Origin of the sequence: Sphingomonas faeni (genome assembly GCF_040407565.1) — a bacterium.
Classification (GTDB): domain Bacteria; phylum Pseudomonadota; class Alphaproteobacteria; order Sphingomonadales; family Sphingomonadaceae; genus Sphingomonas; species Sphingomonas faeni_F.
The window spans coordinates 26,649-41,097 of the sequence record NZ_JAPZPR010000016.1 but is presented as its reverse complement, the minus strand read 5'-3'; the positions used below and the strand labels follow the sequence as shown (position 1 = coordinate 41,097).

General features: G+C 58.2%; 13 protein-coding genes. 5 read left to right on the top strand and 8 right to left on the bottom strand.

The annotated features are described in order from the left end of the window. Positions 1-101 precede the first annotated feature (101 nt). From O6Y00_RS21630 to O6Y00_RS21620, 3 genes are all read left to right on the top strand, one after another. Positions 102-1,133 carry a DGQHR domain-containing protein gene (locus O6Y00_RS21630; RefSeq protein ID WP_353444574.1) on the top strand — a complete coding sequence of 344 codons (1,032 nt, stop codon included), beginning with the start codon at positions 102-104 and terminating at the stop codon, positions 1,131-1,133. Then, positions 1,130-1,897 (top strand): HEPN domain-containing protein, encoded by a 768-nt coding sequence (locus O6Y00_RS21625; protein ID WP_353444573.1) that lies wholly within the window; start codon positions 1,130-1,132, stop codon positions 1,895-1,897. The genes O6Y00_RS21630 and O6Y00_RS21625 overlap by 4 nt, the downstream gene beginning before the upstream one ends. A 353-nt stretch (positions 1,898-2,250) precedes the next feature. Continuing rightward, positions 2,251-2,634, top strand: a complete 384-nt coding sequence (locus O6Y00_RS21620) for a hypothetical protein (protein ID WP_353444572.1) — start codon at positions 2,251-2,253, stop codon at positions 2,632-2,634. Between the two features lie 69 nt (positions 2,635-2,703). On the opposite strand, the gene O6Y00_RS21615 is transcribed toward O6Y00_RS21620, so the two are convergent. After that, entirely contained in the window at positions 2,704-3,099 is a 396-nt protein-coding gene (locus tag O6Y00_RS21615; protein ID WP_353444571.1) for a hypothetical protein, read from the bottom strand. A gap of 448 nt (positions 3,100-3,547) precedes the next feature. On the opposite strand from O6Y00_RS21615, the gene O6Y00_RS21610 reads away from it, so the two are divergent. Continuing rightward, the gene (locus O6Y00_RS21610; protein ID WP_353444570.1) at positions 3,548-4,006 is read left to right on the top strand and encodes a hypothetical protein; all 459 of its coding nucleotides are present in this window, start codon (positions 3,548-3,550) and stop codon (positions 4,004-4,006) included. A 17-nt stretch (positions 4,007-4,023) separates the two neighbouring features. On the opposite strand, the gene O6Y00_RS21605 is transcribed toward O6Y00_RS21610, so the two are convergent. Then, complete coding sequence (locus O6Y00_RS21605; protein ID WP_353444569.1) at positions 4,024-4,428, bottom strand: hypothetical protein; 405 nt, start codon at positions 4,426-4,428, stop codon at positions 4,024-4,026. Positions 4,429-4,721: 293 nt separating this feature from the next. On the opposite strand from O6Y00_RS21605, the gene O6Y00_RS21600 reads away from it, so the two are divergent. Beyond that, a complete protein-coding gene (locus O6Y00_RS21600; protein WP_353444568.1) occupies positions 4,722-5,804 on the top strand; it encodes an HAD family hydrolase in 1,083 nt (360 codons plus the stop codon). Positions 5,805-6,464: 660 nt separating this feature from the next. On the opposite strand, the gene O6Y00_RS21595 is transcribed toward O6Y00_RS21600, so the two are convergent. The 6 genes from O6Y00_RS21595 to O6Y00_RS21570 form a co-directional block, all read right to left on the bottom strand. After that, a complete protein-coding gene (locus O6Y00_RS21595) occupies positions 6,465-7,664 on the bottom strand; it encodes a replication initiator protein A (protein WP_353444567.1) in 1,200 nt (399 codons plus the stop codon). Between the two features lie 103 nt (positions 7,665-7,767). Then, complete coding sequence (locus O6Y00_RS21590) at positions 7,768-8,808, bottom strand: ParB/RepB/Spo0J family partition protein (RefSeq protein WP_353444566.1); 1,041 nt, start codon at positions 8,806-8,808, stop codon at positions 7,768-7,770. A gap of 62 nt (positions 8,809-8,870) precedes the next feature. Beyond that, on the bottom strand, positions 8,871-10,067 hold the full coding sequence (locus tag O6Y00_RS21585) for an AAA family ATPase (protein WP_353444565.1): 1,197 nt from the start codon (positions 10,065-10,067) through the stop codon (positions 8,871-8,873). Between the two features lie 866 nt (positions 10,068-10,933). Further along, entirely contained in the window at positions 10,934-12,229 is a 1,296-nt protein-coding gene (locus tag O6Y00_RS21580) for a sugar MFS transporter (protein ID WP_056484348.1), read from the bottom strand. Positions 12,230-12,288: 59 nt separating this feature from the next. Beyond that, a complete protein-coding gene (locus O6Y00_RS21575) occupies positions 12,289-13,338 on the bottom strand; it encodes a LacI family DNA-binding transcriptional regulator (RefSeq protein WP_353444564.1) in 1,050 nt (349 codons plus the stop codon). A gap of 192 nt (positions 13,339-13,530) precedes the next feature. Further along, positions 13,531-14,355, bottom strand: coding sequence for a class I mannose-6-phosphate isomerase (locus O6Y00_RS21570; RefSeq protein ID WP_056484353.1), 825 nt, complete (start codon positions 14,353-14,355; stop codon positions 13,531-13,533). Positions 14,356-14,449 lie beyond the last annotated feature (94 nt).

Below are 14,449 nucleotides of genomic sequence, written 5' to 3'. Positions count from 1 at the left end.
CGGCTCCGCCACCCAGAAGCGCTCAGGTGACCACAGGATTGGTTTGCATCTGACGTCTCTATGAACCAAACTTTGGCGAAGGCTTAGCGTGAGAGTTGCAAATGGCAGTTACCGTTCCCGCGATCCCAATCACCCAAGGGAATCAGACGTTTCTGCAGGTCCGTATGCTTGCAGCTGATCTGACCGCGATCAGCTACGCAGCGGTCCGTGGGATCGATGATGAAACAGGAGCAGTGCAGCGCTTTCTCAATACCAGGCGCATCGCATCAATAAAAGATTTTTTCCTAGCCGGCGGAGATCTGCCAACAAATATAATTCTTAATTGGTCCGGGGGTGAAGCCTTCACAGCGGACCGAGAGAATTTTACTTTCGAGCCCACTCCTCGAACGGCGCAGATTATCGACGGTCAGCACCGCGTTGCTGGTCTGAGAGCGGCGATCGAAGAAAGGAGAGACCTAGGTAATCTTCAGGTTCCCGTAGCTGTATTTAGCGGACTATCAACTCAGCAGTGCGCCGATATCTTTCTCTCTATTAATACTGAACAGAAACCCGTAGCTCGAAGCTTGGTATTTGATTTGTACGGACTAGCCACTGCCGATCTTGTCGATAGTACAGCCGTACGCGCTAAAGATATAGTTCTCGATTTGAACTCAAATAGCAACTCACCCTATAAAGACTACTTTAAGTTTCCAGGCGCTCCTCGAACGCGTGGTGGTATAGCCTTGTCAACCGCAGTTACGGAGCTAAAGCCTTTGTTAGAGCCGAAAGGCGATTTTGATCAGCTTGGAATTAGCGAGCTTGAGCTACAAATCCAGATTCTTACCAATTTTTGGGCGGCCTTAGCTTCCAAATATGGTGATGAATGGCAAAGTACGCAAAATGCTTTTCTATTCGCTGCCGGCTTTTCTGGTGGCATAGAGTTTTTCAGGAAAAGGCTTATACCGTACTGCAATAAACAAAGATCCTTCTCGAAGGATTTGTTTCTCAATGTTATCGGCTTATCGAAAGATGACTTGATTTTGCAGTCAGAGGTGAAAGGACTTGGGGGACGCGATGCGCCCCGTGTCGTTTTTGAGCGCTTAGACTCCTATTTCAATCCTGAGGTTGAAGAACTAGCCAACTTTACCCTGTGAGCGCCGTTACAAACTTCGCGCGCGCGCATCTGGATCAACATGGCGGGACGTTTGCATCGGCCCCACCGATCAATCACATCCAGTCTGCCGGGCTTCTGACTCATGTCGGCGCTGATATCACTGATACGCTGTATAGCTCGGTAATTTCCATTATCGACGCTGCTCAGGGCATTCAATCCGGATTTTATTCTTGGGCAACTGTAAAGTTGTACTATTCTCTTTTCTACTCAATAAAGGCGCTTCTGCTTCACCGTGGCATAGGAATGTTTCACTACGATTCCAAACCTGGGCTAGTTGAGATCAAGCCTGGTGGTCTTGTACGAAAGTTAACAACTGGGGAATCAAGAGGGGGCAGTCACGGCTCTGCTCTTCGTCTTTTCAGAAATACTGCTCCTTCAAGCGTACTTCTTACCCCTATAGGTATGAGCGACCCTTTAGAATGGCTCAAATCCCTTCGAGAGGAGGTAAACTATAGCCTTCCTCGATTTACGGAGCCTAATAGCCCTCCTTGGTTTGAAAAGTCCGTAGGATCGAACACACTTCGCCGAGTTGCTGCATCGTACTCAACGGATCTGATCTTATATGCTTTTGACCCAGACCATGCAGCATTGGCATTACCGTTGCTAGCAGCACGTACGGCGATTTTGGAAGCAGCGGCGCTTGGTAATCCTATTCCGGCAGATGACATTTCTTTTATCGGAAAGAGCATTAAGGATGACAGCGGGCCTATCACTAGCCTCCTAAGTATACTGTCGCTGCACTAGCTAAGCATCCGGATTTGGAAGTTACTGATAGGTTTCCTTCGATATCGGAGAGATTTCATCAACCGAAGGAACGTCTTCCCCGGCAGGAACGACAGCGATTCTCGTAGCCATACAAAATCGCCCCCACCCCGGCCTAACCTGCCGCTCTGCTCCCATATGTTAAAGGGGCAGGCTCCTCAATCCGGAAGGCAAGGTCACCGCCGAATGACAAGAGCAGGCGCTTAGCGGCCGAGGTAAAGCCGGCTTCAAAACCGAGGGGTTGTGACACTCGCTGCTGGCAATTTACGCGCCAACATTGCCGGTATGCCTTCGATCGGGCATTGGTGAAGATAGAGATCCGTCGAGGGTGGGTTATGGATCGCATCTATGTCCGCGAAGGTGATGGCCTATTTCTGGGTGCCATCAAGCTTGTTTTCTTTGCCCCGCTGCTCGCGGTGCCGATTTATTCCGCAGTGTGGGGATGGAACGCGCTCACAACGTTGCATTGGCATCCAGCGCTGATCGTCCTGGCGGCATTTGTCACAATTGGCGTCATAACCGCAATCCTGACTGCATTGGCAAGCGCCCTTCCCCGCACGACAACTGCGATCGGCGTTCTCTACTGCACGGCCATGTACGGTCTTGCCGCTTATGCCATTACCAACGACCTGATCTGGACCACGGTGATCGCGCTTTTAACAGCGGTCATATCGTGGGAACCCGTTGCCTCGTTTATCTCGCGTCGAGCAGCCCATTGATCTCCCCGGGCCTATAACTTTCTGGCTTGGCTGTATGCCGAGCCCCTGCTGTGTCGCGACCTTTCCAGCTCAACGGCTCCCTGTCGGCGGTCCCGGTATTCGGAAAGGTTTTAGTCCCTGTCGCTCAATTTCGGCTGTAACCATCTGTCGAGTTTGCGATCCTGAAAGGGCGCGCAACAACAGCAAAGTTTCGATCTCTATGGCACTGGGTTCGCCTGTTTCTTGCGTTTCCTGGGTAGATGCAACGAGCCGTTCTGCCACCTGATCGCGCAGCTCGTCCATCGTTTCGCCCATGTCGATCATGGCAGCGCGGATGCTCGCCAGCTCGTCCGCAACGCGGTCAGTCTGGTCGAGGCGGTCGCGGATGAAAGCTGCAAGCCCAATACCCCGGCTCTCGGCCTCGGCGGCATAAACTAGCGCCTGCCCCTCCCTCAACCGTACTTTGATCGAATCTGACAGCCTCATAACGCCTCCAACTACAGCATGGACCCTTGTTGAGCCTATAAAATGGCCTGTTTCCATTGGCTTCTAACCATCTGGGGTCCGCTTGGGGTCCAGCATGTTAGCCGCGGTTGCAGGATTGTCGTTGTAATTCAGTGACTTAGCGGCACCGAAAGGTGCGTATGGTGTACGACCCGAAATTACGGATTCAAGGATCGAGAATGAAGTTCTGACAGCTCCGAAACGGGCTGGCCGAGCTTTAAGGGGGTCAAAACTACCCTGATGAACGAAGTTCAGCAGGTTCTACAGTCGAACAAGGGGCAAACGAGCCAAAAAGAACGCACGAAGGAGGCAAAAAGGAGGCAGCAGGGAAGCAGTAGGTAGGCACGAAGAAGGCATATGGTGCGCAAATTCGGTTGACACCTCTGACACCCCGATCATACCGATCATGTAATACGCAGCTGGGGCTTCAATGACGGATCGATTGGAACAGCTGGCCGCGATACCGCCCCGTACCAAGGCTGCAAAAATTCGGGCTTTTATGCCTGCGATTGAAAAACGCATTTCGGAAGGTGTGTCACACCAGGCTATCATTACATGGTTGGCCGATGGCGGAATCGAGGTCACGCTCGGCACATTCAAAAGCTATCTGCAACGATATCGACGGGACGCTCAAACCTTACAGCAACCCGTAACTCAAATCCCGACGCAGGCACCCGCTTTAATGAACACGGATCGCAATACCGGTACCAATCCGGAACCGATGGAGGACGGCAATCCTGGTGACACGACCGAGCCGGGACCTGATAACGAGGCACAAGCTGAGCGTCGGTTTGAGGATATGTTTGATCGGAAAAAACGCGATGCTTTCACGGATCAGTTCATGAACCGGCAGCGCCCTTTGTTCGGTCGCAACCGCGACAAGCCATGATGCTCGATTGCAATGCGTTAGCTGGCCTCGATCCGTCGGTGTATTTCCTGTCCATCCCTTATTGCCAGAAGCAGATCGTTGCTGAACCGGTCCATGTCTCTCCGAAAATTGCTTATTATTGTTTCGAACAGATCATGCCGTGGGCCCCGGGACGTTTCCAGTAGCATCGTCTGCGAGATGGAAGTGAAGTCCTCCAATTCCTCGATCACGAACTCGACATAAGCATGCTCAGACTTGGTCATCTGAGATGGGCGGTTCAAGGCAACCTCCAACCCGGTTATCGCTGCTGCATTCTGTTGGTCATCTGGGGCTGATGCATGCTGCTCGCGTTTGCGCAGTTTTCGCAGACCAAGCATGAATTCCCGGGTTCTGTATTCCAGATCCGCAAATTGCTTATCGGGTTTTTCCAGCTTGTCGGTCATGCTGCCTCCTCGTTTGGAATAGAGGCAGACCCGGCTGAAGAGCCGGGCGTTGGAAACCCTGCACGTGGACAAGGCGCTGCCACCTTTGGGCAAGCCTTGGACATGCGTGACAGCCGCCCGGCCAAGAAGCTCGACCGGACCACGTGATTGTCGGGGTTTCCACGCCCCACGGTCGGGATTGACCGAACCGCAGGTCTATGGTCGCAGAAGGGAACGCTTCGGACAAGCTCCTGCGACAAAGACGGACGTTTCGACGATCGTCATCACCCCATCGAGCCAGGATGATCTTTGCCATGAGCGATGCCCTTCCGAGTTTCTGCACACCGACCGAGCATGCCGCCTACGCGGCGGTCCTGGACGATCTCGCCCGCCGTGATCGGGGAGACGAAGCGGTCATGGTTTTTCGCGAGCCGACCGATCCGGATGCGGCCGTGGTCGCCGATGCCATGATCCGCGCCGGCAGTGTCAACGACGCGCTGTACGACCGCCTGCTCGCTGCTGTCGATCGGCTCTATGCTCCGCCGCCGGTTACCCGCGCCGTCGCATTCGATGCGTTCGGCACGCTGGTCCATATCGGACGCAAGCGGCATCCGTTCGAGCGGTTGATCCGGCAGGCCCGTGACCGGGCAGAGGCCCTGCCCTCGCCGATAATCCAGCCGATCGGCCTCGCCGATTACGCCGCAGCGCTGGGATTGCCGCAACCGGATGCCGAACTGGCGGCGCTGAAGGAGGAATTGGCGACGATCGCGCTCTACCCCGACACACTGGATGCGCTGCGGCAGGTCCGTGAGCAGGGTGTGAAGATCGCCGTCGCCTCGAACCTCGCTCTACCCTACGCGGCCCCGCTGAAGGTCCTCCTGGGCGATCTGGTGGATATCTGGCACTTCTCCTTCGATGCAGGTGCGATCAAGCCTGACAGGGCGTTCTACGCAGGCCTGACGACACACCTGGGATGCGAGGCCAGTGAACTGCTGATGGTGGGCGACACCTGGCGCGATGACATCGTCGGCGCCGTGGAGGCCGGATCACGTGCGCGGTGGGTCGATCGCGAAGGCCGTGCCTCCCACGCCCGCCGCTTCATTGCTGTTCGCAAACTTGGTCACGCCTATCCCGATCGCCAGAAAGCTGCGCAAATGACGGAGCTGGAACTTGTCCGTAGCGGCATCGATGCGAACCTTGACCACCTTCATGCCCAGTGGTGGGCGGTTCGGGCGGGTCTGTTGCGGCAGATCCTTACGGATGCCCCGGATGCAGAAAAGGTAGCTGCGACACGCGCGCTGGACGATCATTTTGATACTCGCGATCAGGCTGAAACCAGCCGTGCTCGACTGATGCGAAACGCGATTGCGACTATCGCGGCACGAAAGCATGCCTAACGGCCATGGAAGGGGCAGGAGGCGCGTATCTCGTTTAACGGCTAGCCGGCCCTGGGGAACCTCCGATCGGATCGGTTTGGTCCGCTACCGATGGCGTTTACGCTGCGATTAGATTATTTTCGCTTTCGACCACCGGGCCACTCCATTTAGCGATCCACAAGCAGCCGGTAATCGGCCTCCGCATCATCGTAAATGCTCGGATACAGGCACGACTCAATCCATTTTTCAAAGATATAGAAACTCGCTGGTTAGAGGGTTTATACCTAATGTTAATGAGTTAGGTGGCTTTTTGATGGGCTTAACTGCCCTGTTTTCCGTGAGTTAGCTCGATAACGCTGTTCCGGATGTGTCGTCGTCTCGTTCCTAGAGTGTCGATGACAAGGTTCCCGAAGGATCGACTTTGCGTTCCTGAAGGACCGAGCCTTGTTCCTGGAGTGTCGAAGGCGCGTTCGATTGCGTAATTTTTTCGGAGCAATTGAATCAGTTCGGTAAGGTTTGTCCGAAGGGACGTTCAATTGCGATAGGTACTCAAGCGTCCTGCGGGAGGGACATTCACAAGCACGACACTTCGGGAACGGTTGGGCCAGTCTATATCGATTTTGACGTACGCGCGGCTCCCCTGCCCTCCCGGGGCAGAGCGGTTCGTAAGACGAACAGGTCTTAACGCCCAAGTTCGTGGCGGTGCTTTTCATGGTAGCGCCGGACAAATCCGATGAACGCCGCCTGATAACTAACTGGCGTTCGGGCGCTGTCCGCCTCAACCCACGTACGAAACTCATCGTGCAACGTCTGGTAATCCCATCCCGGGCATTCCGCGCGCAGCGTTGCCATCGTTGCGTCGGTGATTTCGCCAGCGGTCGCTCGTGTCGCCAGACTGGTCCGCGACCGTCGCAGCAGCGCTGTTACGTCAATCGTCTCATTCGCATCGTTGGCCGTCGCAGCGGGGTTGGTTGACGTTGGCCTTGCTCCAGCCTTAGCGCCCCCTGCCCCGTGCGCCGCCACGGTCTTCAGCGGGCGCTCGACATCGCTGCGGCGTTGCATCCGCAGAGATGGCTCGCGCTTGCCAGCCGGCGTCTCCAAAGCGAGCGCATAGCCCGGCAGCTCGTTGCGCTCGACGATCTTAGCGATCTCGAACTTAAAGCGGCGATATTGCCCTTCGGCGCCCGACTTCTCAAACAGCGTCGGCATGGCGATCGCGAAGCCGACCTCCCCTGCCCCGCCAGCATGCTTGCGCGCGACGCGGTAGAGCCAGCGCTCACGCCCGCCAGTCAGGTCGAAATAGGCACGGTCGATCGACAGCACTCCGCCCTGCATCATCACGCCTTCCCAGAACCAGTTCGACACCTCGATCGTCATCCCACGCGACCGCTCGGTTTTTTCGTCGACCAGCTGCGTCCAGCCGTCTAGCCAACTGAACGTCGCCTCTCGGCGGTTTTCGGCGCGAATGTTGGTCTTGATCGTGGTCGATACCAGCCGGTCGAGCGCCTGGCCGAGCAGCTCATACGCGCGTCCGGTCGTGGGCCGCCCGATCGCGCGGAGCAGGTCGTAGGGCATAAGGTGGAGCTTGCGCGGAACGTCGTTGACTCCGCGTCGGGCCATGTCCGCAAGAACGCTCGCGCAATAGATTAATATGTCCGCATCCCAGATCGTCGCCATCCCGTAATCGGGGTTGCCCGAGACGTGCACCCACAACTTGCCGTCGGGGCTATGATAATCGATCGGTTTGACGCGCTTCGATTTGGCGAGGCTGAAGAACGGACGCTCCATCATCTCGCGCTGGTCGCGCAGCGGTAGGTCGGCGAGATAGGGGAGGAGCAGGTCGAACCGTTCGGACACCCTCTGACGATCGGCGCGGGTCATGCCGCCACGCCCTGAGTGTTTCCCGGGGAAAACATCGTCGGGGCGGTGGGGGCCACCATCCGCGTTGATATGGGACGTAGCATGTTTCCCCGGGGAAACACAATCATCGCTGCAGTCCGCGGCCTTCGGCCTCCAGATGCACTAGCGCCTGCCGCAGCGCGTCGACCAGCTCTTCGTTCCCGGCGCCCGACCCGGCATGGAGCCGGATCGTCACGCCCTGTCGGTTGCTCGACTGGATGCTAAGCCCAGGGCGCCCATGCGGCGTGGTCCATGTAAACGGGGGCGCCGCGTCGGCGGGATCGTTCGATGCCTCGAGCAACTGCCGCAGCACGTCGGCAGCAGGGTAGGGGGCCGCACCCCGATCGCGCCGTGCGGCCTGTTCACGCGCAAGATCTCGAGCAGCACTTTGAATAGCCTTAGCGGCAACCTTGTCGTCGAGCGCCTGCGCCAATGCATAGGCAGGTTTGAGTTGGACGTCGGCGGGGGAGGCGAACGCGGTGATCACCGCGTCGGGGATCTGTGCGACCTTTACCATCTTTGACAGCCAGCCCTTTGACACCTTGAGCCGCTCCGCCATCCGCGTCAGGTGGTTGCCGTAATGCGCCTTGAGCGCCTCGGCATAATTACGGGCACGTTCGAGATCTGACACATCTTTACGCGCGCGGTTCTCGAGATCGGCAAGCCGGAATGCGGCTTCGTCGTCGAGGTTGGCAACCTGCGCCACGAACTGCATCTCCGGATAGGAATGCGCGCGTAGCCAGCTGATCGACCAGTGGCGTCGCGTGCCCGCGATTACCTCGAAGTCATGCGCAGGATCGCCGTTGACACGACGTACCACTGCAGGAACCTTTTGCCCGCCCTCGGCGATGATGGAATCGATCAGCTCGCGGCAGCCTTCTTCTGTCAGATGCTGGTAGCTACGCGCATTACCCGGCCAGATCCGTACGCGTGCAGGGTCAAGCAGCAGCTGCGTCACTTGTCGCACTTCCCCGCTGGTCACGCGCGCTAGCGCAGTCTCGCGGTTGAGCAGTGTCGTCCCACGCGTCCGTTCAGGCGCGGGCGGGGCAGGGCGCGCGCCGGTGTCAATTTCGGCTGGTTCGTCGGCCAGCAAGGCCGCCAGATAGTCGGATTGCTTACGCGCCATGCGGCACCTCCCGCATTAGACTTATTAGGAACGTTGCCGAGCAGAACAGCACCAATTCTGGCTCACGCGACATGGAGTAGATCCTCCTCGCGTGCGGGCTCGACCCGGCCCCAGCCTTGCCGGACAAGCTGCTCGATCTGCCCCATGGCCTCGTCAAGATTGGCACGGCAGCGCTTGTGCGTCTTGGGCGTACCGATCGGGCGTTCAAGTTCGTAGATCGTCATCATCCGCATCGCAGCATGGCTTATCTCGGCGGATTCTAAGATCGGCACCGGGAGTAAGGCTGGACCGAAACTCTGTTCCATAATCGTGCGAACCATCGCGTGGCTGGGATCGTTGCTGTCAAACTTCGAACATATAAGCCGGAGGAAGCTGTATTCGACCTCTATTCCGGCATGCGCGAGCTGCTGTAGTACCTGGTTCATCATCGACAGAAATTGGACGGTTGAGCAAAAATCGGGCGTCGTCGCGGCGAGCGGGACAAGCAGCGCATTTGCCGCCTGCATCACCGCGAGGCTGATCGTCCCGAGAGCAGGTGGGGGATCGAGCAGTACCACGTCGTAATTGCGCGCGAGATCGGCCAGCCCCTGTTTGAGCTTGCGGAAGCGGGCGGCGAGCACCGACTGCCCGTCCGATCCCGCCGCGGCGAGTTCATATTCGACGTCGAACAATTCGAGGTTCGATGGGATAAGGTCGACGTTGGGCCACGGCGTCGATTTGACCGCATACAGCAGGTCGGCCTGGGTCGGATCGATCGACAGATAGGGGTAGAGCGTCTCTTCTCGTGTGATATTGAAATGGGGGTTAAACCCGAACAGCGTCGTTGTCGTCGCCTGGCTATCGCAATCGACCACCAGCACACGGTACCCCTGCACCGCGAAATAATGCGCGAGGTGGCAGGTAACCGTCGACTTGCCCACCCCGCCCTTGAAATTCTGCACTGCGATGATCGCGGGGATATCAAGCGGCGCGCGGGCAGGAGAGGCGCCAAGCACCTCGCGCATCTGCAGCAGTTCCTCGACCGAATAGCCAAGTCTCCGCCCATTTTCACCCGCCGGGGCAGGGGGGAGGCGACCATCATCCTCGGCCATGCGGATCCGGTTAGTCGAACAGCCGAGCAATTGCGCCGCCTCGGCGATTCCGAAGCGGACATTGAGGCCCTTCCGGCTTTCGGGCAGGAATGCCTTGCGCCGTAAGCGTTCGATCATCCGCTCCCCCGCGTCCGCAAGTTCACCGATATGGTTGACGATGGCATTCATGAACCGGTCCGATCGCTCATTTGAAGCTTTCGACCGAATTTATACGCGAATGAAATTCAAAACGTAAGAGAGCGGCACAAAAAGGTTTAGGATGAATCGGTATGAGCATTAACGTGCTACGCTGCGATCTTGTAGGTGCCTATCTGCACAAGCCTTGCCTCTCACCAGCAAGCAGATGCGCTACAGCGGATCGCCGTTAGCGATACGTAGCGCGCCGTCGCAGCCTTGTCGCGAACGTGCTGATTTTGCGATACGGACACTGCTGCCGGCTATTGGAATGATATGTGCCGAAAACACCTGTTTGTCGCACAATGGTGATTACGACCGGGTTTTCCACACTTCGGGCCGTTGAATGCCGACAATGGGGAGGAAAGCTGCCCGTCCGCTATTGGGAAGGCACATGGCGTTAGCGGACGTCGCCTGATGCTGCGGCCTTTCTCAAAAAGGATCCAGACCGTCCGAAAACTCGCCCGTGATCAAGGTCGGTACGATCCCCCGCTGAGAAATGGCTAGGGACCAGCCTGTTCGGGTTTTTATGCTCTGATGAGGCCGGAATAGGCTGTCACAAGGCGATATTCGGCGTGTGACGGCAGACGTGGCGGGCCGGATCAGGGCTGCACCGCCTGGATCATCCTACCGCCTTACCGAGTGACCGAGATCTACATTTTCCCAAAAATCGTTCCCAAATCATCATGGTCGGCAGACGGATTTATGGGAAGGCTATGGCTGTAAAAAAGGGTATACCCTAACTGAAATTTGGATTTTCGACTGTCCAGTCAGGGTCCCGAAGCGGAACTTTAGGCAGGAAACAGATCTTGTTTGTACACTATCAAGCGCCGAGCGCTGTCTCGTAAACGAACGTCCACTTAGATCGTAACTTTGGTGGCCGGAGCCCGAGCATAAAGCCCATAAGCGAGGATCAGCGCGTAGCAGATCGCCGGGAGCAGCAGCGCGAAGTGTAAGCTGCCCGACTTGTCCGCCAGCATTCCTGTCAGATACGGGATGATCGCGCCACCGACGATCGCCGTGGCGATCACGCCCGAGCCTTCCGCGGCACGCTTGCCGAGCCCTTCCGAGGCCAGCGAGAAGATCGTCGGGAACATCACCGCGTTCATCAGGCCGATCGCCAGCAGCGTCCAGCCCGACAAAGCGCCCTCGGCGTTCGCCGAGATCAGGATCAGCGCCAGCGTCCCCGTCGCGACGCCCGCGAGAACCTTGCCCGGTGAGACCTTGTTCAGCACGTACGCGCCGATGAACCGGCCGACCAGCGCGCCGCCCCAGTAGAACGGCACGTGCTTGCCCGCAGCGACATCGCTCAGGCCCATCACGCTTGGCTGCATCAGATAGTTGACGATCAGCGAGCCGACCGCGACCTCGGCGCCGACGTACAGGAAGATGCACGCCGTCCCCATTGCGAAGCGCGGGCGCTTCAGCAGCGTGAACGCGTGGAAGATGCTGCCGGTCTGGTCCTGCTCCTCGTTGAGCCGGTTGCGACGGGTCCACACAACCGCAGCGACGATCAGCAGCGCGACCGCGAGGCCGATATAGGTGTGGACGACCGTCCGCGACGACTCCGTGCGGTACGCGTCGAGCGCGGCGCCGGTGAGCTTCGAGGAATCGACCGAGGCCAGCCCGCCGAGGATCAGCGCGGAGCCGACATACGGGAAGATGGTGGTGCCGAGCGAATTGAATGCCTGCGCGAAAGTCAGCCGGCTCGACGCCGACTTGGGATGGCCGAGCGCCGAGATCAGCGGGTTGGCAACGACCTGCACGACGGTGATGCCTGCGCCGAGCACAAACAGCGCGAACAGGAACATGCCGAAGCTCGCTTGGCCTGCGGCGGGAATGAACAGCAGGCAGCCCGCGGTCATCGTCACGAGTCCGATCGACGCGGTCCGCATGTAACCGGCTTTCCGCACGATCGCGGCGGCGGGGATCGAGAACAGCGCATAGGCGAGGAAGAACGCCGACTGGACCAGCATCGCGGTCGCATGGTCGAGCGTGAAGAGTTCCTTCATCTTGGGGATGATGATGTCGTTCAGCGAGGTGATACCGCCGAAGATGAAGAACAGCGCGAACACAAACACGCGCAGGTCGGGTGCGTTGTAGCCGTGGCTGGCATCGCCGTCCGCCGCAAAAGCAGACTCTGTATTGACGTGCATCGTTTCAAATCCTCGTGGCACATTGCGGGTAACGCACAGATTTCTAGTTTCTTCTGCGTCTAGTATCGATTTATCGAAGAGCTATTGGTGGAGGATGCGCAGCTGCTTGCTCGCCAGATCAGTTTTAAAGGGACGGCTGGCAGCTGATAGTCTTCGCCAGCTATCATTCGATGAAGGGCTTCAACGAGGTAACTGCCGGCAACGGCGCCGTTCTGCTCGACCGTGCTCAGCGGGGGAACCGTGTATGGTGCGGAACCAATGCCGTCGAAGCCGATAACGGCGACATCTTCTGGGATGATGCGACCGCATTTGTTAAGCGCCTGCATCGCTCCCACAGCAAGTCCATCCGATGCCGCGAAGATGGCGTCGAACGGGACATCGTTGTTCATGAGATCCAGTGTTGCAGCATATCCTTGAAGCTCGCGGGTGCCCGTCAAACTTGCCTGTGCTTCGAAGACTGGAAGGCGCTGCTCACTCATCGCGCTGATGTAGCCGGAACGGCGATCTCGGTACGCGTGCTGGCGACGCCAACCTGGGCCTATGAAGATGATACGCCTGCGACCCGTCGCAACCAGGTGGCGAACAGCAGTCGCCGCACCTGCATGATTGTCACATCTCAGCGTTGGAAGGACGTCGTCCGGACTTCCCCAACAAATGACGTTTTCGCCCTGAGATCGCGCTTTTGCAAAGAACCTCCAGCCCGCTGAGTTTCTCGCGGTCCCGATGACGATGATCCCGTCCGCGATTCGGTCTTGGCAGTAGCTGGCGAAGAAATTGGCAGGATCATGTTGAAAGGAAACCAGAATCTCCTGGTCGTGGTCAGCCGCTGCGGCCGCGACGTGGGCGAGAAGGTCCATGTAGAACGAGTTGATCGGAGCCCCACGAATTTTGGGATCGCCTAGGATAACGACCGCAATACGTCCCGTTGCGCTGCTTCGGAGGCTGACCGCTCGCTGGTCCGGTCGATAGTCCAGCGCTGCCGCCACCTCCAGGACGCGTCGGCGGGTTTCGACACTGACGCCTTCGCTGCCGCGCAGGGCCTTCGAGACGGTCGACTGGGATACCCCGGCCCCCTCGGCGACGTCGAACGAAGTGCATCTTCTGGTCATCCGGCGATCAACTCGGCCGGGAGCCGCTGATGCTGGATCCTGAACACCATGCTGTACCTAAGCCCGCTCAACACTGAGCCACACCCATCAGGCGGCCCGCGAACCGTGTGGCGTCACGATCGTCGCTGCGCGACGCAACACGTCTATCCCAAGTGACATGAGACATGTCGCGTCCGCTCGCGTCTAGGCCGGTCAAATCCGGGCCGCGCCAGGGTAGGCGAACAGGAGATCCGCATCGTCCGACGCGTCCAGATCCTCGTTTCCCGTCACGATAAGACACTCCCCTGCCTTCCAGGCGATCCCGCCTACGCTTCCCGTGCCGCGGACCGGAACGAGCCAGCCCCGGGCATTCCCAGGCATATCGATTCTCCGATCACCGCCGGTCCAGCGTTCGAGAACGAACGTCGGGCCTTCCACCAGTATCTCACGGCCGGGTTCGACGACCCCGCCTTGGGGCTCCGCCGTCCAAGGATCGAGTTCCGCTACAGCGACGCCGTCGTCCAGATGGAGTTCCCTCGGTCGGCCGTAGTCGAACAGGCGATAGGTCGTATCGGAGTTCTGCTGAACCTCGATCAGCGTGAGACCCGCCCCAATTGCGTGGACGACCCCGGATTTCGAATAGAAGAAGTCGCCTGCCTTGGCCGTCTTCCAGTCCAGTCTGCCTTCCAAGGTTCCGTCTTCCGCGCTTGTGCGCAGAACCTCTCGGGTCATGGGCTCCAAAGGACCTAAAGCGATCGTCGAGTCTGGCTCCGCATCTAGAATGATCCAGCACTCGTCCTTGCCACGCGGAAGGCCACGTTTTGCGGCTTCCATGTCGGAGGGATGATTCTGCACGGATAGCTTTTCGCTCGTGAACAGATACTTGATCAGAAGCTCCGGGTCGGACAGTTCGGAGGATTGAAACCAGATCTCCCCGATCGGTTCATCGTTCTCCGCCGGGTCCGTGAAGCCCCCGTAGAGGCTGTGGCGACCCCAAGGTTTCTCCACCCGTTTCGTCGTGAGCAGCTCAGCAGGCATGTCGTGTGTGTTCCTGATCGAGAAGGGTGGGTGGCAGGCCCTCTTGGCCGGCCATTCGAATAAGGTGGGCAGGTGAAGGCGGATTCGGATCTCT